Annotated in this window: 25 protein-coding genes; 4 read left to right on the top strand and 21 right to left on the bottom strand. The window is 36.8% G+C overall.

The annotated features are described in order from the left end of the window. From BK580_RS23895 to BK580_RS08350, 7 genes are all read right to left on the bottom strand, one after another. Positions 1-360: reverse transcriptase domain-containing protein (locus BK580_RS23895; RefSeq protein ID WP_268877367.1), on the bottom strand; the 360-nt coding region annotated here is incomplete at its 3' end. Between the two features lie 625 nt (positions 361-985). After that, a complete protein-coding gene (locus tag BK580_RS08375; protein WP_078379887.1) occupies positions 986-1,492 on the bottom strand; it encodes a L,D-transpeptidase in 507 nt (168 codons plus the stop codon). A 53-nt stretch (positions 1,493-1,545) separates the two neighbouring features. After that, on the bottom strand, positions 1,546-2,511 hold the full coding sequence (locus BK580_RS08370; protein WP_078379886.1) for an aromatic acid exporter family protein: 966 nt from the start codon (positions 2,509-2,511) through the stop codon (positions 1,546-1,548). 383 nt (positions 2,512-2,894) lie between these two features. After that, positions 2,895-4,769: an oligoendopeptidase F gene (gene pepF / locus BK580_RS08365; protein ID WP_078379885.1), complete on the bottom strand. Its 1,875-nt coding sequence runs from the start codon at positions 4,767-4,769 to the stop codon at positions 2,895-2,897. Positions 4,770-4,987: 218 nt separating this feature from the next. Beyond that, complete coding sequence (locus tag BK580_RS08360; protein WP_235864014.1) at positions 4,988-5,473, bottom strand: GNAT family N-acetyltransferase; 486 nt, start codon at positions 5,471-5,473, stop codon at positions 4,988-4,990. Positions 5,474-5,552: 79 nt separating this feature from the next. After that, positions 5,553-5,810: a hypothetical protein gene (locus BK580_RS08355; protein ID WP_139364859.1), complete on the bottom strand. Its 258-nt coding sequence runs from the start codon at positions 5,808-5,810 to the stop codon at positions 5,553-5,555. A gap of 63 nt (positions 5,811-5,873) precedes the next feature. After that, positions 5,874-6,596, bottom strand: a complete 723-nt coding sequence (locus tag BK580_RS08350) for a cytochrome c biogenesis CcdA family protein (RefSeq protein WP_328589090.1) — start codon at positions 6,594-6,596, stop codon at positions 5,874-5,876. 118 nt (positions 6,597-6,714) lie between these two features. Between BK580_RS08350 and resA the strand changes: the two genes are divergently transcribed. Further along, on the top strand, positions 6,715-7,233 hold the full coding sequence (gene resA, locus BK580_RS08345; protein WP_078379881.1) for a thiol-disulfide oxidoreductase ResA: 519 nt from the start codon (positions 6,715-6,717) through the stop codon (positions 7,231-7,233). Between the two features lie 196 nt (positions 7,234-7,429). Here the strand turns inward: resA and BK580_RS08340 are convergent, their stop codons facing one another. From BK580_RS08340 to amyS, 3 genes are all read right to left on the bottom strand, one after another. Next, entirely contained in the window at positions 7,430-7,891 is a 462-nt protein-coding gene (locus tag BK580_RS08340) for a GNAT family N-acetyltransferase (protein ID WP_078379880.1), read from the bottom strand. Positions 7,892-8,097: 206 nt separating this feature from the next. Then, positions 8,098-8,724, bottom strand: coding sequence for a hypothetical protein (locus BK580_RS08335; protein ID WP_078379879.1), 627 nt, complete (start codon positions 8,722-8,724; stop codon positions 8,098-8,100). Positions 8,725-8,778: 54 nt separating this feature from the next. Beyond that, positions 8,779-10,281 (bottom strand): alpha-amylase, encoded by a 1,503-nt coding sequence (gene amyS, locus BK580_RS08330; protein ID WP_235864109.1) that lies wholly within the window; start codon positions 10,279-10,281, stop codon positions 8,779-8,781. Between the two features lie 471 nt (positions 10,282-10,752). Here amyS and BK580_RS08325 point away from each other — a divergent pair, with 471 nt between their 5' ends. Together BK580_RS08325 and BK580_RS08320 are read left to right on the top strand one after the other, a co-directional pair. Then, the gene (locus BK580_RS08325; RefSeq protein WP_078379878.1) at positions 10,753-11,205 is read left to right on the top strand and encodes a hypothetical protein; all 453 of its coding nucleotides are present in this window, start codon (positions 10,753-10,755) and stop codon (positions 11,203-11,205) included. A 38-nt stretch (positions 11,206-11,243) separates the two neighbouring features. Then, entirely contained in the window at positions 11,244-11,528 is a 285-nt protein-coding gene (locus tag BK580_RS08320) for a hypothetical protein (RefSeq protein ID WP_078379877.1), read from the top strand. Between the two features lie 233 nt (positions 11,529-11,761). Here the strand turns inward: BK580_RS08320 and BK580_RS08315 are convergent, their stop codons facing one another. From BK580_RS08315 to BK580_RS08305, 3 genes are all read right to left on the bottom strand, one after another. Then, positions 11,762-12,484 (bottom strand): amino acid ABC transporter ATP-binding protein, encoded by a 723-nt coding sequence (locus BK580_RS08315; RefSeq protein ID WP_078379876.1) that lies wholly within the window; start codon positions 12,482-12,484, stop codon positions 11,762-11,764. Continuing rightward, complete coding sequence (locus BK580_RS08310) at positions 12,477-13,145, bottom strand: amino acid ABC transporter permease (RefSeq protein WP_078379875.1); 669 nt, start codon at positions 13,143-13,145, stop codon at positions 12,477-12,479. Before BK580_RS08310 ends, BK580_RS08315 begins: the two co-directional genes overlap by 8 nt. 83 nt (positions 13,146-13,228) lie before the next feature. After that, a complete protein-coding gene (locus tag BK580_RS08305) occupies positions 13,229-14,029 on the bottom strand; it encodes a transporter substrate-binding domain-containing protein (protein ID WP_078379874.1) in 801 nt (266 codons plus the stop codon). 484 nt (positions 14,030-14,513) lie between these two features. Here BK580_RS08305 and BK580_RS08300 point away from each other — a divergent pair, with 484 nt between their 5' ends. Then, complete coding sequence (locus BK580_RS08300) at positions 14,514-14,999, top strand: DinB family protein (protein ID WP_078379873.1); 486 nt, start codon at positions 14,514-14,516, stop codon at positions 14,997-14,999. 224 nt (positions 15,000-15,223) lie between these two features. Here the strand turns inward: BK580_RS08300 and BK580_RS08295 are convergent, their stop codons facing one another. The 8 genes from BK580_RS08295 to BK580_RS08260 form a co-directional block, all read right to left on the bottom strand. Then, positions 15,224-15,976, bottom strand: a complete 753-nt coding sequence (locus BK580_RS08295) for an AAA family ATPase (protein ID WP_078379872.1) — start codon at positions 15,974-15,976, stop codon at positions 15,224-15,226. Between the two features lie 85 nt (positions 15,977-16,061). Then, complete coding sequence (locus tag BK580_RS08290) at positions 16,062-16,580, bottom strand: RNA polymerase sigma factor (RefSeq protein ID WP_235864012.1); 519 nt, start codon at positions 16,578-16,580, stop codon at positions 16,062-16,064. A gap of 34 nt (positions 16,581-16,614) precedes the next feature. Then, positions 16,615-18,888, bottom strand: coding sequence for a sensor histidine kinase (locus BK580_RS08285; RefSeq protein WP_078379871.1), 2,274 nt, complete (start codon positions 18,886-18,888; stop codon positions 16,615-16,617). Then, a complete protein-coding gene (locus tag BK580_RS08280) occupies positions 18,866-19,558 on the bottom strand; it encodes a response regulator transcription factor (RefSeq protein WP_078379870.1) in 693 nt (230 codons plus the stop codon). Before BK580_RS08280 ends, BK580_RS08285 begins: the two co-directional genes overlap by 23 nt. A gap of 213 nt (positions 19,559-19,771) precedes the next feature. Next, complete coding sequence (locus BK580_RS08275; RefSeq protein ID WP_078379869.1) at positions 19,772-20,446, bottom strand: hypothetical protein; 675 nt, start codon at positions 20,444-20,446, stop codon at positions 19,772-19,774. Continuing rightward, a complete protein-coding gene (locus BK580_RS08270; RefSeq protein ID WP_078379868.1) occupies positions 20,443-21,195 on the bottom strand; it encodes a hypothetical protein in 753 nt (250 codons plus the stop codon). Before BK580_RS08270 ends, BK580_RS08275 begins: the two co-directional genes overlap by 4 nt. Continuing rightward, on the bottom strand, positions 21,182-22,078 hold the full coding sequence (locus tag BK580_RS08265) for an ABC transporter ATP-binding protein (RefSeq protein ID WP_078379867.1): 897 nt from the start codon (positions 22,076-22,078) through the stop codon (positions 21,182-21,184). The genes BK580_RS08270 and BK580_RS08265 overlap by 14 nt, the downstream gene beginning before the upstream one ends. Further along, positions 22,065-22,460, bottom strand: a complete 396-nt coding sequence (locus tag BK580_RS08260) for a GntR family transcriptional regulator (protein WP_078379866.1) — start codon at positions 22,458-22,460, stop codon at positions 22,065-22,067. Before BK580_RS08260 ends, BK580_RS08265 begins: the two co-directional genes overlap by 14 nt. Between the last annotated feature and the right edge of the window lie 121 nt (positions 22,461-22,581).

The following is a 22,581-nucleotide window of genomic DNA, read 5'->3' as shown; positions in this document are numbered from 1 at the left end:
CCGAACGGCATCATGTCCCCTTCTATTCGGTCGGAAGCCATAACTATGCTCGGAGAAAGCTGGGTCAAAGATTGGAGTCAGTGCTTGAGCGATTGCCTGTTGAATGAATCGGTCTGTCACAGTAGGTATTCCTAGTAAACGGACTCCACCGTTCGATTTCGGGATTTCGACTCGACGTACAGGACTCGGTTTATAGGTACCATTCCTTAGGGATTGACAAAGGGAATCCCAGTTGTCAACGATATGTCTTCGTAGGGATTTTACGGACATTTCATCGATTCCGTGGCTTCCTTTGTTCCTTTCCACACGTTTGAGTGCTTCTATTAAGTTTTCCCGTGACAGTATCCTATCCATTAACATTAGATATTTCCTTTCTACGCGAACGAGAAGTTTATTTGTGTTATTCTTGCTCCACCCTCTTGAAGTCCCCCATGGGATTCACCACTTCCTCCTTCAAGTAAGTCTCCTAAGAGATTGTCTGCTTCAACACAAGAATTGTACGCATAATTCTCGTTCTTCTTTAATTGTTCAGTCCTTCCCTTACTTTCTCGAGTAAGTAAGGTACTATGACATCTGCTGACTTCTGACTGTTCAGCTATTTATCGCTAAATAGGTTACCAAGTGTGCTTGGCTAATCAATCAGACCTCCCCGGGTAAGAGTACAATCTTTCCTTCCATCTATCTGCTTCATTTACTTTGTATCACCTTTGGCAGAAAGGACTTTGTTTTGAATTGCAAACTCATCCAGTGATACCTAGCCTTCTATGAAGTTCGTATTCCTCAGACCGGAAGTTTGCCGCCCGCTTCCTTCAGATTCCACGTCACCATGGACACCCTTGCGTTAAGCTAACCGTTACTTCTGCCTTCACAGTTCGGGACTTGCACCCTATAGATTGCACCCATGCCGGGCGCACAACAAATAAAGCAGCGATTTTACTCGCTGCTTTATCCGTATTCTATTGAATTTTCACACTAAAGGTTGCCACTACCTCAGCACCCTTTTCTCCCGACCCAACTCCTCAAACGACTTATCCGTGTTGACAATCAAGATCTTCGTGCCAATTGGGATGTGGTCAAATAATTTTTCCACTAATTCGTTTGATAAACGGATACACCCTTGAGTGACATAATTCCCGATAGAATCTGGTCTGTTCGTGCCGTGCACGCCATAGGTTCGACCATCTGTGTCTTCGGCATCAAAGCCAATCCACCTTGTTCCGAGTGGATTCTTGGGATCTCCGCCTTCGATGTCTTTTTTGCGATAGTACGGATTAACTGCCTTCACAGTGATGGTGAATTCGCCTTCTGGTGTAAGTTCGATTGATTTTCCCGTGGCAACAGAATGAACTTCTTTTAATTGCTCTTCATGAAAATAAGCTAATTCATTCGTTTGTTTATTCACAATAAGGTATGGATCTCCTGGCAGTGGATTTGGTCCCAATGGCCATATAGGAGAAGTAACAAGTGCAAAAATGAGCGTAAAAATAAACACCTTTCATCCACCTACCTTTTAGTAATAGTGTGGTTGAAAGGTGCTCTTTCCATTCATTTAGCGTTTTTTAATCCAATAAATTCACTTTTCAAAATTAAGTATTCTTCAATTTCTTTTAACAAGTGTCGCAGCGATGCCCTTGATTCGAACTCTTCCCGTGTTTTGGGAAGGGGCATCTCTTGGAAGGTTTCTCGCATATCACGAAGTCTGTGGATAAATCGGTACGCTGTATTTCCTGCATGAATCGCATCACCTAAATCTTCAATAAAGGTGGAAATTGTGTCTGCCTGTTCAACATTTTTCTCAATCGACGAAACGATTGGTAACATCCGCTCCATTACCTCGAGTTGCTTTTCACGCATTTTGAAATAATGGTAATAATGATTTTCCTCACGTTTAAAGTGATTTTCTACATCGCGGAAAGCAAGACTTTTGGCTTCACTAAGCACCTGTGCCGTTTCCGGAATTTCTTTTCCATCCCACCCGTTATCCCCGTATCTTAAGTAATAGGTGAGTTCTGAAAACACTTTTTGGAAATTCTCTTCAATTTTCACTTGAAAACGCCTTAATTCATTATCAACACTAGGCATATAGATGTTCATAATAAGCGCAACCCCGATACCGATGGAGATAATGCTCAATTCATTAGCCACTAACCCCAGCGAATACTCCTGCACGGAATACACATGTAACAGTACAACCGAACTCGTTGCAATTCCCTCTGTTATTTTCAACATGACTGTCACCGGGATAAAAAATAGAAGCAAAAGCCCGATAGAAAATGGATGATACCCAATTACTTCAAAAAATACAAAAGCAAAGACTAAGCTTAATGTACACGCTAAAAATCTTGCCAGCGCTACATATAATGATTTTCTTTTTGTAATTTGAATAGATAGAATAGCGATAATTCCTGCCGATGCGTAAAAGTCCAGTTCTAGCAGCTGGGCTATACTAATCGCAATTCCTGCTCCTAAAGCAGTTTTGACTGTACGATAGCCAATTTTAAATTTCTTCATGTTTCAAGCTCTCCCGACTCTGGATTGTTCAGTATATCACATATTCATTTTATACATAATAGCTATGAAAATACAGTGTTACAGAACGATTTTCCGTATTTTTTGTGGATTGCGGTTTGTAGTGGACTTTCTTATGGCTGTTTCGGATTCGGACTTCGGTCGAGATGGTGTTTTTCTACATCGGGCTCGCGCTTTTCTTAGCCGATTCGTCCGAAATAAGGGAAGATTCGTCCGATTTGCGCCCACATTCGTCCAACATCCACCTCGATTCGTCCGAATTCCACCATCATTCGTCCAATTCCCCATGCTATTCGTCCAAACCCCATTTTTACATACGAAAAAGGACAATGGGAGCAAGCTTGCTCACCATGTCCTTCTCTCTTCTATTCTACTTCATCTAACAGTACCTGAAATTGCTTCATTAGCCTTGCAAAGCGGAGCATCGTTTCATCAAGGGGTTCTTTTTTACTCATATCTACTCCTGCTCGCTTTAAAATCTCTAGAGGCGGCTTACTTCCTCCAGATGAGAACAATTCTTTCAAAATTCGCGCTTGTGCTTCCTTCCCATCTTCTTCTAGTTGCTGAGCTAATGCAGCAGACGCAGCAAAGCTAGTTGCATATTGATACGTGTAAAAGCTCGAATGAAAGAAGTGCGGGACCCTCGCCCATTCCATGGCAATTTCCGGATCGACCTCGACAGCCTTGCCATAGTATTTTTTATTAAGATCATAATAGACAGACTTTATCGCGTCCGCATGCAACACTTCTTCGTTTTTGGCCATTTCATGAATGATTTTTTCAAATTCAGCAAACTGGGTTTGACGGAATAAAGTTACGCGGAAGTCCTCTAAATATTGATAAAGTGCATGTAGCATCTCTTCTTTTGTTTTTGCTTCCTTAATCATCTGCTTATGTAACAGATGTTCTTGTAAGGTAGAAGAAACCTCAGCCGTAAACGTCACATACCTTGCATCGTGATAAGGTTGTGCTTTATTCGAAAAATATGAATGCATCGCATGTCCCATTTCATGAGCCAATGTTAATACATCATGAGGCATCCCTTGATAATTTAACAATACGAAAGGATGAGCATCATAGGAACCAATTTGATAGGCACCAGTTGCTTTCCCGTTAGTTGTATAAACATCCACCCAGTTTTCCGCAAGTCCTTTTGACAAGGTATTTAAGTATGCTTCGCCTAGAGGTGTTAAGCCTTTCAACACAATTCCCTTTGCCTTTTCATATGGAATTTCCTCTTCTGGAGTAAAAGGAGAAGGCGCTGATAAATCATACATATGTAACGAATCCAGTTCTACATACTTCTTTTTCAAAATCAGATAATCATGGAGCAACGGTAAATACTCATTAACCGTATCAATCAATTGTGTGTATACCTTGGGATCCACTTCACTCGCTAGAAGATGAGCTTCCAAAGCGGATGGATAATTACGGGTTTCTGCAAAAAAATTATTCGCTTTCACGATATTGGCAAGCATCGAAGCAAAGGTATCTTGGTAATTTTCTAACGTATGATAGTAGGTTTGAAAAGCTCCTTTCCTAACCTCTCTATCCGGACTAGACATGTAAACGCCATACAAAGGTGCCGTTAAGGAGTACTCCTTATCCTGAACAGTAAAGGAAGGAAGAACTAAATCCTTTGACATCATAGTAAAAAGTTCACTAGGCGCGTTCACGATCGGCATCGTCTTAATCAGCAACTGCTCCATATCATTTGGCAACGCATGTTTTTTTTCCTCATATGTTTGTTGTAAATAATAGCGGTACGGAGCTAACTTTTCACTCTTCATGAAACGTTTCCATTCTTTTTTGTCAACCGCTTGAAGCTCATTGGATAACCAAGCAGTCCGCTCTACCACATACATCATCATGTTTTCTGCTTCATTTGATAACTCTTGTGAACCTGTATTACTAATGTCAACGTCTTGATTCACACGGGCATACACATAGATTTTTTCTACAAGGCGGAACAAGTCAAAGTAATCCTCCATCAAAGACAGTATTTGTTTATCTGATTGGATTTGCTCTTCCTTTTTCGCAAATGAGTCAGCTAGCTTCTTTACTTTTTTCGTGTCCTCTTTCCATTGCTGAGGACTTGTATAGAGACTGTCAAGCTTCCATTTATATGCTTCAGGAATCTCTTTTCGATTCGCATAGGTCTGTCTTTCTGCGTAAACACTTGTTGTCAGGGCAAGCATCAAGCATAGTACTAAAAGTATCGATTTATTTAGATATTTCATAAAGGTCCTCCCACGTTTCTCAGTTACCTTTATTGTTTGTTTTCCATGATTTTCTATGCAAAAATTTCCTTTTTTAGTTTAGACTACGCTGAAAATAACGGTACCACATTACACATACATAGCTCTCTTTTCTACACCGTTCGGGATAGTTAATAATCAACAATAAGTTTTAATAACAAAAAATAGACGCCTTCCCCTCATGAGGAAAGTGTCTATTTTTATTCCTTATCTAAGTTAAAATGTAGAATCCATTCTTCTCCAAATTCACCTTCAAACTTATGTCCAAAATCAATGAAATCAGCCTTACGATATAAATTGATTGCTGGTGTATTTGTGTGATGTACGGTCAAAATAATTTCCTTTTTTTCAGGAAAATGGTGCTTTATTATTTCTGGCAAGGCTTTTAATGATTGATAAGCCAGCCCCTTTTGTTGATATCTAGCATCAATCGAAAACGATTTAAGCAAGATCGCATTCTTATTCTTTGTGTATGCATTCCCATTCGTATGTAAAGCGAAACACCCTATCAAATCTCTCTCAAGATAAATAACAAACGGCTGATTATCTGAATCTTTTTCAAAAGTTTTAATTACATCTATAGGTAACGACGTATAGATAGCTTGCTCTTCAGGTAAACAATACGTGGTGATTGCGAGATAATCATTCTCCACAAAAGGTCTAACTACTAATTCATTTGGCATCATACACACTCCAATTTACAGTCAACTTCCTTGAGAAACACCTCAATTTAATGAATTATTTAAAAAAAGTGAAAGTAAAAAGTTAATTATCTAAATCACTATCCAACCAAGATTTTTTTCGTTCCTCTGATTCTGTGCTATTCTTTATATTTTTATCAGTTATTATCAGTAAAATAATCCCCATTAGAAGAGTAATTATACTCAAGATTAATAGCGAATAACCGACTTCATCTTGACCTGCACTATATTGATCAGCAATGCTAACAGAAATTACATTCGCACTATAGAGAATTGCAGATATGAGAAAAAATGTTAAACTAGCAAAAGTTGTTTTCATCATTTCACCACCATTTCTATTTCAATTTACTCCTTTTCAGTAAGTCAGTCTAAAAATCATTTTTATTTAGAATAAACTTTCAATAAAGTATCTAATGTATGATGTCCAAATGTTTAAATATATCATTTTATCAAAATAAATCATTATTCCTAGTAGAATAATAACAACCCCACCAGCCTTCATTAATACTGAAGAGTACTTAATAAAGATTTTTATTTTCCCCAAGAAAAAGGCCATAACGATAAACGGAATACAAAAGCCTAACGAATATGCAGTAACATTTACAAAGGTTGCTGCAGGATTTAAAACATTCGAATACATAATAGAGGCAAAGATTGGACCTATACAAGGGGTCCAGCCTGCTGAAAAAATAAAACCTACTATGAAAGAATTTAAGTATGTAGATGCTTTTTTTGTATAATTAATTTTAATTGTTTTAAACATAAACTTCGGTTGGAAAATTCCGGTTAAGAACAGCCCCATTACAATGAGAAATATTCCACCGAACATAGTCAAAGTTCTTTGATACGAAGAAAAAAACTCCCCAATTGCACTTAATGAAAACCCCAAAATATAGTAAACAACAGAAAGACCCATACAAAAAAATAATGAATGTATGAGAATATTTTTTCTAAATATAGCAGTTTTGTTTTCTTTTAATTCATTAACTGAAACACCAGTTATATAAGAAATAAATGAAGGATACAAGGGTAGACAACACGGTGAAATAAACGCAAGAAATCCCCCACTAAATGCTAACAAAAATGTAACGTTTTCCAAAAATATCACTCCTATGGTAATATTACCATAAACAGTATAAAGTTTTCGCAGGAAAACGTTATTATTTATTACAAAAATTTGTCTGTACATAAATTCTTAATAGAATAGACTTTTGAGGGGAATCAGCATGAAAAAGAAAAGAAAAAGATTGGTCTTCCGAGTTGGCATTTTAAGTATAATGTTTTTAATGACTACATACGCCCTTTATAACCTACTAGTTGATAACAATTCTATTAATATGTTAGTTGGAAAACCAGCTACCAATTTTGTAGGAAATTCAATGAACGATGAGGTAATTGAGCTAAACCAACTTAAAGCTAATAAAACAGTAATAAACTTTTGGGCCTCCTGGTGTGAACCGTGCAAAAGAGAAATGCCCGCATTTGAAGAAATTTATCAAAGTAACAAAAATAATGGAGTTAGCGTCATTTCAATAAATGTTGGGGATTCAAATTTAGTAGTGAATCAGTTTATCAAAAAATACAATTTAAGTTTCCCAGTAATAATCGATAATGATTCCTCCATAAGGCAGTCCTATAAAGTAGATCGGCTTCCTGTTAGTTTTCTTGTAAACTCTAATGGAGTTATTGAGAAATTGTACGAAGGAGAACTTACTGAAGAAATGTTGGAAGAGTGGGTCAATTAAGTTTTTCTAATTTAGAAAAATCACTGTAACAATAGAAAGGAACTACGTGCTTAGATAATTCTATATTCGTAGTTCTTATTCTTTAATCAATAAAAAACATGTAATAGTCTACTAATTTTCCAATTAAGCTAAAATTCTATCCATAATTTATATATCTATAGACGAATTGTGAAGAGATTAGATGTTATGAAAGAGTCTAGAGTTTTAGCTTCATCCCCTCATGTGTTGCATGAAAACCTAATTTTTCATAAAATCGCAAAGCATCCTCACGTTTTTTATCTGTGGTGAGCTGGACTAGATGACAGCCACGCTCTTTAGCACGTTGAATTCCCCAACGGATAAGTTCGGTCCCCACTCCTTTACCACGTACAGAAGATGATGTTCTGACTCCTTCAATTGTCGCTCGCCAACTACCTTGATGGGTGAGGTAAGGGGTAAATGTAATTTGCTGAACTCCTATAATTTCGTCATTATGGCAAGCTACTACCAACTCGTTATTAGGATCCGTTTCAATGGCTAGAAATGCTTTATGATAACTTTCTGGAAGAGGGTGTTCATAGCGCTCTCTCTGACTTCCTAATACATCATCAGCTAACATTTCTACAATTCGATCTAGATCTTTTTCTGTGGCAATTCTGAACGTTACTTCTGTTTCCATTGGTACTCCCCCTATGTTTATACCTCAAATGACTTTCTACATCTTATTCTAACTAAGCTAGCACCATAAGTTAATTGCAACTTCATTATGAGATTTCATAAGTTTCACTTATAGTTATTTTTCCATGGAGTTTTACTTTATTAATCTAGCTTTTTTGCTAATTAGAGTAAGAAAGCAACAACTTATGTCGTCATCGCTCCTCTTGCCTAGTAACGAACCTTGTAATACTCACCAAAGAAGTCATCCATTTCTTGACGTCCTTCTTCGTGTAGTTCAACGAAAAATGACCACTCTCCATTTAAGTGGCTGGCTTTTTCAACTGTATATTCCCATACTTCTATGTCGCTGTAAGGAAGATTCTCTTTAAAGATAGCTTCTTTAACAATTTCACGAGTATCGTTAAAAATTACAAATCTAACGGCCTTTCCTTTATTAGATGGAGCTACTAACACCAAACCTGAAAGTGTATTGCTATGAACGTATATTTGATAATGTTTAATAGATGCATATTTTAAGAGGATATTCCCGCGTTCTCCCCCAATGTGAAATTCCTCTGTTTCATACTTATTTGAAGGAGTAAGGAAACTAAACCTTAATCCTGTAGCAGCTATTCCAGAATTCTTTTTTAACAGTATAGAGAACTCCACAATTTTTCTATCTGCTTTTTTTTCAATTTCATTGCCGCTCACTGTAAAGAACTGCTGCCCCATTTGATATTGCATAACACATTTTTCATGACCCTCTATATCTAATACGGAAACAAATGCTTCTAATTTTAAAAAAAGATACGACTGATCTTTTAGCTCGGCACTTAGTAATTGAATAAACTCCATTTACAACACCTCCTAGAAAAAAAGAAAAGACCATTTAGCCTTTTCTTTTTTCCATTATCGTTTCACCCAAATGGAAACAGATCCTCCATTTACTGAAAAATTAGCCCATCCATCTGCATTGATCGTAACTGTTCCTGGTTTATTTCCAGTTATGTCATGCCAAACTTGACCTGCTTTATTTTGCCCTACGTACATCCATTTCTCTCCCCCTGGCCCATCCGACATGATAGTCGCAAGTCCTGAATTGGGATGCGTGGTATTTCCTTCACGTGTCCATCCGATTATATTATGATGGTCAAAATAATCATGTTGTGTTCCATATGCAAAATTTTGACGCGCCTCTAAGATTGGATCAATCTTGGCTTTCATTGCTGGGACACTATGTGTTGGAATTCCATAGTAGTCACCATAGAAGACAGAGGGATAGCCTTGTTCTCTTGTTAAAATAAGCGCATAAGCAAGTGGCTTAAACCATTCTTGTACAAATGATTCTAATGATTCCCCAGGTTGAGAATCGTGATTATCCACAAAAGTTACGGCATGCATTGGATGCTTTTGAACAACCGTTCCATTAAGAAGTTTTGCCATGTCATAGTTGCCTCCACTATTTGACGCGTTATAAAGATTATAATGAAGGGGGACATCAAAGACAGAATGATTCCAGTTTGTTTTATTTAAATAGTTCTCCAAGGCACCTAAATCATTTTTCCAAAATTCAGCAACAGCAAACATTTCTTTTCCCGTTGCGTTTCTTACATGGGTCAACCAATCACGTGTAAAGCTATATTTAATATGCTTCACCGCATCGATCCTAAATCCATCAAGATTTAATGTATTTGTATACCATTCTCCCCATCTTCTAAGCTCATTTACTACCTCCGGATGATCCATATCTACATCTGCATACATTAAATAATCATAATTTCCATTTTCCGAATCTACTTCCCAATCCCATGCCTTACCATCACCTCGGAATTTGTAGATACGATTTTGGAATTGTCGTGATTGATCCCAATCTACACCATCGAAATGATACCAACGCCATTTAAAGTCTGAGTATGTATTACCCCTCCCTGGAAAATCAAACTTAGTCCAAGCCTCAATTGTGTAGTCCCCAGATATTTCTTGATTCCGGTTATTTGGATTCACCTCGACAGCAAGAACGTTTTCTGTAGCATCAGCTCCTCCTTTATGGTTCATCACTACATCCCCATAAACTTGAACGCCATTATTCTTTAAAGCATGGATGGCAGACTCCAATTGACTACGTGTCCCATACTTAGTACGAACCGTCCCCTTTTGATTAAATTCCCCTAAATCATAAAGATCATAGGCTCCATACCCCACATCATTTTGCGAAGTCCCTTTCCAGGCAGGCGGAATCCAAATAGCGGTTATACCTCTATTTCTTAGATTACTAGCATCATCTCTTAATCTATTCCAGTGATTCCCATCATTAGGCAAGTGCCATTCAAAGTATTGCATCATCGTCCCATTTGTCCCATTATGATGTGCTTCTACCTCTCCACCTGAAACTGGCACAAAAGAAAGCATCATAATAAATACTATAAACATACTTAATAGCATATTTTTTCGTTTCCTCACGTTCATCCCCCTTGAGTGTAATCGTTTTCAAAAAACATCAAAAATCCATAATTCACACTTAATTTTTTTCCTCCTCTTCTTTCAAATGCAATCGATTGCACCCAATTTCAAAATATTCTATGAATAAATACTATCATGTGTACCTCACGCCGTGCAACCGCTTTCATATTTTCGGTACATTTGATCTATAAAATTTGAATTTGATTCCTGGTAATCTTTAAGATTTACTACATTAATGTTTGTTTAGGATTTTTAGATAGACTTCTCATGGTCAAATAATGCTGTTTTATAGTTTAAATTGATAGATTGATTTACTTACCCTAAATATCTAATATTTCTGAAAATCATTGCATTTCCTTCCACATCCTGTTATTTTAACAATAATTAGAAAACCTTTATTGATTGATTCGGAGGAAATTTCACTTGAAAAGTAAGCAACCTTTTTTTCTCGCTATCTGTATAACAATCATTTTCTCCTCTCTTTTTCCTAGTAATTCCTTCGCAACAAGCTGGGTACATAACTTTGTAGTCTGGGATGATTATATTTATGTCATGGTGGATGAGTATGTAACAGATGTAGAAAAAAAGATTGGATCTGTCACCAAATATTCTGATATGGATTCGTTAACTGGGAATTTCTCTAATATTTATAAAAAAGGCACTAAATATTACTCTATAAAAGGTATAAGCACCAATGAGGCAATTGCAGTGGAAGAAGAAGGCGGTATCTATCGAAAAGCGATTCGTGAAGGAGAATACGAACCTAATAAATCGAAGTTCCTCGGTTTAAGATGGAGCAGTATTCTAGGCTCCCTGTTTATCTTATTCATCTTGTTTTTACCAATTTATCATATGGAAAAGAAAATGAAGAGATAACGCAGGAAAATTTTCCTCATAGGAAAGGGGGACCACTGATGGCATTTGCTGTCGCCTTTGGCATTATCGGAATCGGGATATTCATTGCCCTAGCATTCACCAATGGCAAATCAAAAAAACGCAAATTTATTGTCTGGGGAATAACTACTATGCTAGCAATAGCCCCCTTCTTGTCCTGGATTATTTCTATTTTATATGGAATATATGAAAAAGAGGGATTTGCAGCAATTGGATTAATGATGATTTTGTTTCCTCTATTCTTTTTAGTAGGAATCATTCTCCTCCTAATTGGTATCTTCGGTGAGTATGAGAATATCCTATAATTAAAGCAGTGCAACTCACATTTTGTGTTTGCACTGCTTTGTTTTTTTAGGCTCTTTTCTAAAGGTTTGTTGCTTTTACCTAAGAAAAAATCGGCATTTGGATTTTTTCTATAGGATTGTAACGTAAATATAGAAAACAAGAAAATTACATGAGTGAAAAGAGCACGAAAATACGAAAAATACGGCTTTTTTAAGGTATACGAAAAGCAACACTCTATGCGAAAACAGCCTTTTTATAACATCTTCTCTAAAAAAATCTTCGCACGTTCGGACTTAGGTGCTGTGAAGAATTCCTGTGGTGGTGCGTCTTCCACTAGCATTCCATTATCTAAAAATAGTACGCGGTCTGCTACTTCACGAGCAAATCCCATTTCATGAGTCACAATCGCCATCGTCATTCCTGTGTGGGCCAGAGATTTCATAACCTCTAATACTTCTTTGACCATTTCTGGGTCAAGTGCCGAAGTAGGTTCATCAAAGAGCATGACTTCTGGGTCCATTGCAAGAGCACGGGCAATGGCAACACGTTGCTTCTGTCCACCCGATAGACGATTCGGATAATCCTTCGCTTTTTCAGAAAGTCCAACCTTTTCAAGCAAATTCAATGCCTTTTCTTCCGCTTCTTTCTTATTCATTCCTTTTACAGAAACTGGAGCATATGTTAAATTTTCTAGCACCGATTTATGAGGAAATAAATGAAAATGTTGGAATACCATACCTAGGTTTTGGCGTACCTTCATAATATTCGTTTTCTTATTCGTCACATCTTGATCATTCACAAATATTTGACCAGATGTTGGCATTTCTAATAGATTTAAGCATCGAAGAAACGTAGATTTTCCTGATCCAGATGGACCGATAATTGCTACTACTTCCCCTTCTTTTATCTGGGTGGAAATCCCCTTTAATACCTCTAGCTTACCAAAGGATTTATGCAAATTATCGACTTTAATCATTGCGTCTCATTCTCCTTTCAATCACTTTACCAAGGAGTGTAAGTATCATAACAAGAACATAATAGATTAGCCCTGCAAATATAAAGGCTTCTAAGTATGCGTACGTGGTAGATCCGACCATATAGGATCTTCTCATTATATCCATTACCCCAATTACGGTGATAATGGCAGATTCTTTTGTAAGTGTAATATATTCATTCATAAGTGCAGGTAAAATATTTTTTAGTGCTTGTGGTAAGATAATATCCTTCATCATTTGATGGTAAGGAACACCTAGCGCCATTGAAGCTTCTTGTTGCCCTTTATCCACTGCCAGTATTCCTGCTCGGATTACTTCGGAAATATAGGCTCCTGAGTTTAAACCAAACGCTAGAACAGCAGCTGTTACAGGTTCAATGTTTGTCCCTGTTATCTGCGGAAGACCATAATAAATTAACATTAATTGTAATACTAGTGGTGTACCACGGAAAACGGATGTATAAGCATCTGCTAGAAAAGATAAGATTTTTACTCTACCAATTTTACATAATGCTAGTAAGGTCCCAATAACAAATCCTAAAATCCCAGCTAAAGCGACAACCTGTAAAGTTACCTTTAGTCCATCTAGGATAAACGTGGTGGAGCCACTTAATGCGCCAAAATCTAAGAAATCAAAATTCAAGAGCTACCATTCCCCTCTGCAAAAATACCAATAACAACAAAATCAAAAGGGTAGGCTTGTACCCTTTTGATTAGTGTGTAAGCTTATTCTTCTTCGCCACCGAACCATTTAACTACTAATTCTTCAAGTTCGCCGTTTTCTTTCATATCTGCTAACACACGGTTAAATTCTGCTGTTAATTCGCTGTCTTTTGGTAATGCAATAGCAGACCCTTCTTCACCAGCATCAAGTAAGAAACCAGATAAGTTCTCATCTTTTTCTAAGTAGCCTTTCATAACGGTATCTTCAATGATTGCTACATCAATACGGCCTGTTTTTAACTCTTGAATTAATTGAGGAATACGGTCACGGTTTTCAATTTTCTTCACATTGATTTCTTCTGCAATTTCTTCGGCCTTATCATATTGAATGGAACCAAGTTGCGCCCCAATAACTTTACCTTCTAGATCTTCATATTTCGTAATATTGCTATCTTTTAAAGAAACAATCATATAATTTGCTGTAAAATAAACATCCGTGAAATCAACTTGTTTTAAGCGTTCTTCTGTTGGTGTCATGCCGGCTAAGATTAAATCGATATTTCCTGCATCCATTGCAGTTATTAAACTACCAAAATCAATATCTTGTACTTGTAACTCATATCCTAATTTTTCTGTAATTGCTTTTGCTAGATCAATATCAAATCCGATAATTTCTTCCCCTACTGTTGTGTCGATGTACTCAAATGGAGGATAGTCAGCTGATGTTCCCATTCGAAGGACTTCTTTTTTACCTTCTCCTTCTCCACTACCACTTGTTTGGTCATCGTTATTAGATGTTCCACATGCTGCTAGTAGACCCACTACTAAAATACTCATTAACGAAAATAAAAACCACTTTTTCACAATAACTTCCCCCTAATACTATTTTCAGAAAAAATAAAAATTTAATACTATTATGAAATAAACTTAAGTTTATTTCAAGCATTATTATTTATGCATGTTTATTCGGATAAATGTATTTTAACACACATAAATACTTATGCAACAAGACAAATAAAAATAAATAAAGTCTCATTTTTTACATTATTCCGAAAAAACACTTTAACACTTTCAGTATACTATATTTGGTGATAATAAAATATAGAAAATCATTTTTAGTGTACTTATTTTAGCTAAAAAAGAAGTATATTTATGTAAGTATAAGGGTTAGTGAAAATATATTTAATAGATTTAGATGAGAAATAGCATTCTTTTGTAGGTTTTAATGAAAACATATTCATGGTTTGGGAGGAATAAATACTAAACTAGTTGAATTAGTAGAATGGGAGATTATGTTGTTTTATTATCAAAAATAGTTTAAGTAGTTTTAAAATATGGAGGGATTTCAGTGCAAACATTGTTTCATTATAATTGGATGGTCAGAGAAGAATGGTATAAATGGTGTGAGGAGTTAACCGAAGAGGAACTTTTACAGAAACGAACAGGTGGAGTAGGAAGCATTTTACAGACACTCTTCCATATTGTTGATGTTGAGTGGAGCTGGATTCGACTTTTACAAGGGAAACCCGACTTTGAAGAGAGCTTCGATAATTACAAAAGTTTGGATCAAATTCGAAAATTAGACGCTGAATTTCGTAAGGATGTCGAACCATTTGTGAAAAATTGGAATGAAAGTATGGAAAACAATATCCTTTCCGATATCCAACCTAATGGAAGAGTCGATACAGATACATGGGGCGAAGTTATACGCCATGTCATTGTCCACGAAATCCATCATATCGGACAATTATCTATCTGGGCGAGAGAACTTGACAAAAAACCTGTTTCAGCAAATCTTATTGGGCGTGGACTTTCTACACACATAATTAAATAATTTTAGATATCTTCTTTTGGGGCCTGGCACCATTTGGACAATTTATCCAAACGCTGCCAGGTCCCTGTATATCTTTAAGCCTATATTCAGGACCGTTCGTATATTGAATTGATAGGTACAGAAAAGAATATTAATGCTGGCAGTATAAATATTCAGATGGAAGAATAAAAATGGAGTGGCTGAATAAGGGACCTCCATTTTATTTTAAGGAAGGCTACTTACATTCATTGAAAAAGATGATACAGCAACCTATCCTTGTCTTCAAAAAATTGCTTCATCATAGAGTAATGACTTGTTTCCTCTAAGGTTGATTCCATCATCCCCGTTTCGGTTAGTTGAAGTATTTTGGCGTCGGGGTATGCCATTATGATTGGTGAATGAGTCGCAATGATAAATTGTGATCCTTGTTGCACTAGCTCGTTGATTCTTGCTAACATCGACATTTGTCTTAGTGGAGAAAGGGCTGCTTCTGGCTCATCTAAAATATAGAGACCATTTCCTTGGAAACGTTCCATGAAAGCTGCGAAAAAGGATTCGCCGTGTGATTGTTCGTGTAGTGATTTCCCACCAAAAGAGTCGATAATCTTCGGACCACCAAGCTCTTTATCTAACTCTTCAATGTTTGTCGCAAGATTATAAAAGGATTCTGCGCGAAAGAAGAAACTATCCTTAGCCCGATTAACCCCTTTTGCTAATAGGAGATATTCATCGAGGTTGGAGTGCGAATCATAGTTCGAAAAATTGAAATTGCGTGTACCACCTTCTGGATTAAAGCCTAAATTAATCGCAATAGCCTCCAGTAAAGTAGATTTACCCATCCCGTTTTCCCCAACAATATAAGTAACACTTGGATGGAAAGCTATTTCATGAAAGTTCGTTATTACAGGGAGGTTAAAAGGAAATTTCTCATATGAAGGAATTTGATCTTTTTTTAAGTTGAGATATCTAATATACTGTGAATCTCGATTTAATTTCATGCTTCTTATCACCTATCTTCTTTTATATCACCAGTATAGCTGTTCTATTTTCTCTATTCTATTCATTTAAGTAACCGCTCTTCATTTAAGCCCCCATCTGCTCCAGAACTAAACACTTCAGCTGTTTCCGTGCCCGATAAATTCTCGTTTTAACCGTACAAGGTTTTAAGTCTAGGACTTTTGCAATTTCGTGCTCCTTTAAGCCCTGGCCGAGCTTGAGTATCAGGACATCCTGATACTCAAGAGTTAGCTCACGTAATGCTCCATTAATTCGCTCCTCCAAAAAAACTGTCTCGATTTCCTCCTCCACATTTTGCTTCGTTTTCTTTCCAAGACAATCAAGCATCGAAAGCTCCATTGGAATCCCTTTTCTTTTCTTCTCTCTCCGAACAAAGTCAATGGCCGTTCTCGTTGCAATCACGGATAACCAAGCGCCAATTTTACTTGCTTCCATCAATGTTTCCATTTTACTCAGCGCTTTGATAAAGGTTTCCTGCACGATATCCTCTGCATGGTGGCGATCTCTTGTTATGGAATAACTTATTTGGAAAAGCCTTTTGTAAAACATACTGTACACTTCCGAAAATTCTATTTTACTTTTCATAACCTTCCCCACATTCTATATCGAGATCTTACTATTACTCTACAAGTTCGAGCTTGATGGTTACCTTAAACAAATCCCCATCTGTATCAATCTCAAGACTACCTTCATGAAGATCAATAATCGATTTTGCAATCGCAAGACCTAAGCCAGAACCGTCCGTGTGTCGCGATGTATCTCCTCTTTTGAAGCGTTCAAAGAGCTCTTCACTACTATCATTAAGTTCATATTTAGAAATATTTTTAAAAGTAAGGATGGCTTGCTTATCCAAAGTTTGAGCACTAATGTAAACCCGTGAATGTTCTAATGAGTACTTCACAATATTCCCAATCAAATTATCAAAAACACGCCATAGCTTCTGTCCATCTACAAAAGAATTTATTGGTTGCTCTGAACTAGTAACTCGAAACTGTAGATTACAATCCTTTAATGAACTGTCGTGCTCCGCAAGTGCTTGCTGGATGAGCTGCACAAGATCTACCTTAGCCTTATTCAATTCAATATTGCCGCTCGTCATTTTCGATACTTCAAATAAATCATCAATCAATACCTTTAACCGCTGAGATTTGCGATCGATGATTTCTAGATAGGCCGATTTGTCCTCATGTGACAAATCACTTGCTTTTAATAATTCCGTATACGTAATGATGGAGGTTAATGGTGTCCGTAAATCATGGCTAACATTAGTAATGAGCTCCGTTTTTAGACGTTCACTCTTTGCCTGTTCACTTTGGGACGTTTTTACTCCTTGCTTTAACGCATTCAGATTACTTGCTAAGTTTGAAAGGGTAGAATTTCCTTTTACCTCCAAGTTGTCACCCAGCTTTCCAACAGCCATATCACTCGCCTTCAACACAATTTTATTAAAATACCCGATATGCCTAATTAAGATCATCAATACTGGTAGACCAACAAAACCAAGAAGTATAAGGTAAAATAGGAAGAACACCGGATGCATAAACATCATAATACCAGCGAGACCTAAACCAAATACTAGTCCTAGTACTAGAAATAGCTGTATACCAGTTGTTTGATTCAGAAATACTTCTTGTAAGCTTTGTAAAACATTACGGAACATTAGCTTCAAGCGGTTCCATCCTTTATACAACAGTCCCCTTTTCCATTCTTTCGCTACATTATCCCTTTCACGTAAATCGATAAGGATGAATCTTCCTTGAGCATAGGTTAGAAGCCAAAGGAGTGTTGCTATGAACAAAATAAACAGATAGTCCATTGCATTTGCTGAAAGTGTTCCATATTCAGCAAATGGATTAAATGCAGCAAAACGCAGGGAATCATGAAGCATGAATATACTAAAAATCGCAGCAATGACCGTCAGCCCAAAAAAGACAGCTCTTACATCAATCGGTAGTTTATTATAATAGAACTTCCAACGCACCATTTCCGCTGGAAGTACTTTCATTTTCCTCATAAGAAGGAGCCATAATAAAAATGCGATGCCAGCTGTCGCGTTATACCCGATAAATAGAAGCCTTTGATTATTGTAACTTTCGCTCTGTAACCACCATTCACTTGTTGGAGACAAGGTTTTTGGTACTGCTATTTGCCCCCTTAACTGTTTACTTGCATCAGATAATAAGGTGACCAGCCAATCATAGTGAGTGTAGTCATTGTAATAATTAATCGTTTCATAGTTAGATGTTCTCATCGTGTTCGTCAAATAATGCATGTATTGTTTTTGAAAAACATCCTCGATTGTTTGATCTTTTTCTAATGTTACATTCGTATAGACCTTCCCTGTTTTAACATCTGTAAAATAATATTGAAATTCATTAAATCTGGAATAATCCTCTTTCATACGATTTCTCTCATTAAAATGCTCTTCAATAATGGCTTCTTTTTCAGCTTTAACTTTTGCTCTTACAGAATCATCACTCTTAAAATTATTTGTAATATCCTCTATTTTCGCATCTCTTTCTTGTATATAGGCCTCGGCCACTTCTTTATTTTCCAATTGTTTCGCTTCTTCAATGCGATCCTCGTATTGAAGATGAATCGATTGCAATTGTTCTGCTAAATTCCCATATCGATAACGATGCTCATTAATTTCATCTGTTGTTACCGTGATGGACCTCTTCGCTTGCTCTTTCGTTAATCCGCTTAATTCAAATAGATTTAAATATGTTAGATACTCGTCAACAGCTTCGTATTGAAATTCCTCCGTATCAAAATAACTTTGCGGACTGTATCTTTGAAAGTCGTTAAAGAAATAAAAGATTCCACTTAAGCCGATCGTAAATAATAAAGCCATAAAGAAGATAAAAATCCTACTTTTCCATTTTGTAACCAATTCCCCACACCACCTTTAAATATGTTGGATTTTTCGCATCAATTTCGACTTTTTCTCTAATTTTACGAATATGGACGGCCACGGTATTTTCCGCATTGTAACTAGGTTCCTTCCACACTCGCTCATAAATTTCATTAATGGAGAACACACGACCAGCATTGGTCATCAACAATTCGACTATTTTGTATTCAATAGGCGTAAGCTTGACATGCTCGCCCTGTACTCGTACCTCTTTAGCTACTTTATCCAACGTTAAACCGTTCAGATCAATCACTTTTTTGACACCTTCATACGTTCCAAATGACACATATCTTCTAAGCTGTGATTTCACTCGTGCGACAAGTTCCATCGGATTAAACGGCTTTGTCACATAGTCATCGGCACCGACCTGCAGCCCTAATATCTTATCTGTGTCTTCACTTTTCGCACTCAAAATAATGATTGGAATATTCTTTTCCTCGCGAATCTTATATGTAGCGGAGATCCCATCAAGCCGCGGCATCATAATATCTAAAATAATCAGGTGCACCTGGTTCTCATGAAGTAGCTCCAATGCTTCAATTCCGTCCTTTGCTTTTAAAACAATAACCCCTTCATTTTTCAAATAAATCTCAATCGCATCCCGAATTTCTTTTTCATCATCGACCACTAGTACCGTATACTTCTCCATCCCTCACCCTTCTCTCTGACGCCATCTTTCATTATCTACATCCTACACGGAAAATCTTAATATTCATTGACTAACTTTCTTAAGAATTTCTTAAGTTTGTCCTTCTATTATATAGTTCATCAAAAAAGGACAACATCTATTATTTTCCGATATTTAGAAAAAGATAGAAAAAACACTTAGATTGTCGTCTAAGTGTCTACACTAATTTGGGAGTTACTTTACTTCCTCGTAAAAGATAGTCTCGTCTATCGTTACTTCTACATCTGCTGGTACCTTTATATAGAGAATAGGGTTTGCAAAACTGCTATAGTGGTCCATCCAATTCTCACCATTAAACTGGGAAAACGGGAATTCTTTTTTTAGCATGGTAAACTTAAGATCTATCGGCTTAGGTTGAAGGATAATTAATGATTGGTCATCGATATTAACCATTGGATAATGAATAAAATCTGATATATCGATATCATTTACGGTTGATTTACCTACATAGGTTGTTACTTCGAGTCTATTTTCTAAAGTGGGATCTTTTTCATAAATCAGAGCAAAACCAGAATAGTTTGGATTATTAACGTTTATGTGAAGTTGTTTTTCTTCATATGGAATGCTCGCCTTCTTTTTTACAAAATTACTCTCTACTGGCTGCTTATTAATTAAAGCATGATAGGTTGTGTCATCTATTCCTTCTTCACTAATATTAGCTTTATTAGTGATAAATGTATCATCTGGAAGTAAAAAAGTGATGCCTGTAGAGATAAGTAGAATCGCAGCATATCCACCTAGAATCTTGACACTTTTGTTGCTTGAAAGAACCGCTCGTTGTTTTTTTATCTGCGGAGAAAACAGAAGAAATCCGATAAAGATAAGAAAAATTATGATGATAATATTCATTTTCTAACCTCCACTCCTCTGAATATTAAAACGGAACAACTAAAAAATGCTATGACTGTAACGAAAACCTTTTGGATAAATAAGCAGATAGAATCTTCTTGAAAATAGAAGGTTGCGATAGATGAAATTATATCGGCATATCCAAGAATCACCCACCCAAAAAACATTCCAAAAAATGCAACCGGCAGTACTATTTTTAAGATGCTATGCAACTGAATCAATGTACCAATCAAATAACCTAAAGCGGCAAACATGATGTTGTAGAGGATCGTAGCGCCAATCCCAGCAAAAAGAATGCCTGGTGTTGCTAACAAGGAAGTATAATGAATGGGTTGTTCCGTTGTGAAGTACAGAGCAATTTTTAATGGAAAACTAGATAATAAAGCTGTAAGAGCTCCAATGCAACTCACTGTAAATAAGAAAGCTATGTTCGAAAGATCACTACTTAATCGATTCGTTACAAAGGTAAAATCATCATTTCGATAAGCCTTCGTTGTAACATTGATTGCTGTAATGAAGGCCCAAAGCATCGTAAAGCTAATCACCATATCTACTGAATAAAAGCTGGCTGATACAGTTAGTCCTTCTGAACTAGAACTAGAACTGGATCCAATCGATGAGACAAAAGAGAAAAGCAATGCAATTAGCTGCACGAGGATTAGGGATGTATACACTCCCGAAAATGCCTTCAACTTATAAAAATACTGCTTCTTCACCACATCCACCAAGGTCACTTTAGTTAAAGACATCGTCGATTCCCCCCTTTGTATTCCCCGTTACATAGACACAAACATCACTTGCTGATACCGGGGTTATGTCGATTCCGAGCTGTCGTGCTTCCTGTACACTCTCTTCCGTCCAATCATTTTCCATCACAACATATCGACTGTCCGTGCCGATACTTTTCGTAAATAACACTTCTTTATTTGATGTCCATTCTTCTAGTAAACTAGCTTTTCCAGTTAAGCCAATTGCATATTCCTTTAAGTCTGCAGCTGAAAGATGTAGTCGCTTCTTTCCACCATCAAGCAACAGCACATCCTCAATGAGGTCTTCGATTTCATCAAGATGATGACTAGATAAAATAATCGTACGTGGATGAGCTAGATAGTCCTTTAATAACGCTCGGTAAAAATCCTTTCGTACCGCTGCATCCATCCCTGTTGTCGGTTCATCGAAAATCGTTAAACTGCAGCGTGATGCGAGACCAATAATCATATTAAACGTACTTTTCATCCCTTTGGAAAGAAATTCATGACGCTGCTTCGGATCAAAGGAAAAATAATCAAACAATCGCTTCGCAAGCTCCCCGTCCCACTTTGCATAAAATTTCCCGGCAGCCTCTAACGTCTCTTCTAGATTTAAAGACGTCGGCAAACTCATAAAATCATCAACAAAGATCGAATTAGCTGACACGGTTAAATTATTAAATGGTTCTTCACCAAATACTTTTATTTCACCAGCTGTTTCTGATAAAAACCCAGCAATGATCTTTAGTAACGTCGTTTTTCCCGCTCCATTTCTCCCGATAAGTCCTGTAATGGTGTTTTCTTCTATAGTAAAAGACAAGTCATTTAAAGCCTTCCTTTGCCAATAGACTTTTGAAAGCTCCTTACACTCAATTGCCTTCATCCCTCTTCCCCCTTGTTTTATTACTTACGAAATGAATCATCTGAATTAATTCTTCATCACTTACCTGTAACCGCTCTGCTTCCACTACTAGATCTGTCACTAAATGGTTTAAAATATGGTCTTTTCTTTTCGTGAGAATAATCTCCTTTGCATCCCTTGTCACAAACATTCCAAGCCCTCGCTTTTTATACAAGACTTTTTCATCGACTAATATGTTCAGTCCCTTGGCAGCTGTCGCCGGATTAATATTAAAAATTTCGGCCAACTGATACTGCGAATGCACCTTCTGATCTTGTTCAAAGTTTCCATTTAATATCTCAGTCTCGAGCCACTCAGCAATCTGTACATAAATCGGCTTTGTACCGTCCGTATTTAAAATCAACTTCACACCCCCTCTAATATAGTGCATTAGTGTTGTAATGTAGTATATTATATTTTCCATAATAAAACAATAATAACTGTTCGACAATTTGAAAAATGGGCAAATAAAAACACCTCCCACA

This window comes from Sutcliffiella halmapala (assembly GCF_002019665.1).
GTDB classification, from domain to species: domain Bacteria; phylum Bacillota; class Bacilli; order Bacillales; family Bacillaceae_I; genus Sutcliffiella_A; species Sutcliffiella_A halmapala.
Note: the sequence above shows the minus strand (reverse complement) of the source record. Positions and strands in the feature narration are given on the sequence as shown.

Excerpts from the sequence above, each read along its gene's own strand:
- BK580_RS08265 (WP_078379867.1), bottom strand. The coding sequence starts at position 22,078 with ATGAAGGCAATTGAGTGTAAGGAGCTTTCAAAAGTCTATTGGCAAAGG.
- BK580_RS08275 (WP_078379869.1), bottom strand. The coding sequence starts at position 20,446 with ATGAATATTATCATCATAATTTTTCTTATCTTTATCGGATTTCTTCTG.
- amyS (WP_235864109.1), bottom strand. The coding sequence starts at position 10,281 with ATGATGCTTTCTTTTGTGCCAGTTTCAGGTGGAGAGGTAGAAGCACAT.
- BK580_RS08355 (WP_139364859.1), bottom strand. The coding sequence starts at position 5,810 with ATGATGAAAACAACTTTTGCTAGTTTAACATTTTTTCTCATATCTGCA.
- BK580_RS08280 (WP_078379870.1), bottom strand. The coding sequence starts at position 19,558 with ATGGAGAAGTATACGGTACTAGTGGTCGATGATGAAAAAGAAATTCGG.
- BK580_RS08270 (WP_078379868.1), bottom strand. The coding sequence starts at position 21,195 with ATGTCTTTAACTAAAGTGACCTTGGTGGATGTGGTGAAGAAGCAGTAT.
- pepF (WP_078379885.1), bottom strand. The coding sequence starts at position 4,769 with ATGAAATATCTAAATAAATCGATACTTTTAGTACTATGCTTGATGCTT.
- BK580_RS08315 (WP_078379876.1), bottom strand. The coding sequence starts at position 12,484 with ATGATTAAAGTCGATAATTTGCATAAATCCTTTGGTAAGCTAGAGGTA.
- BK580_RS08290 (WP_235864012.1), bottom strand. The coding sequence starts at position 16,580 with ATGAAAAGTAAAATAGAATTTTCGGAAGTGTACAGTATGTTTTACAAA.
- BK580_RS08370 (WP_078379886.1), bottom strand. The coding sequence starts at position 2,511 with ATGAAGAAATTTAAAATTGGCTATCGTACAGTCAAAACTGCTTTAGGA.
- BK580_RS08335 (WP_078379879.1), bottom strand. The coding sequence starts at position 8,724 with ATGGAGTTTATTCAATTACTAAGTGCCGAGCTAAAAGATCAGTCGTAT.
- BK580_RS08360 (WP_235864014.1), bottom strand. The coding sequence starts at position 5,473 with ATGATGCCAAATGAATTAGTAGTTAGACCTTTTGTGGAGAATGATTAT.
- resA (WP_078379881.1), top strand. The coding sequence starts at position 6,715 with ATGAAAAAGAAAAGAAAAAGATTGGTCTTCCGAGTTGGCATTTTAAGT.
- BK580_RS08320 (WP_078379877.1), top strand. The coding sequence starts at position 11,244 with ATGGCATTTGCTGTCGCCTTTGGCATTATCGGAATCGGGATATTCATT.
- BK580_RS08340 (WP_078379880.1), bottom strand. The coding sequence starts at position 7,891 with ATGGAAACAGAAGTAACGTTCAGAATTGCCACAGAAAAAGATCTAGAT.
- BK580_RS08295 (WP_078379872.1), bottom strand. The coding sequence starts at position 15,976 with ATGAAATTAAATCGAGATTCACAGTATATTAGATATCTCAACTTAAAA.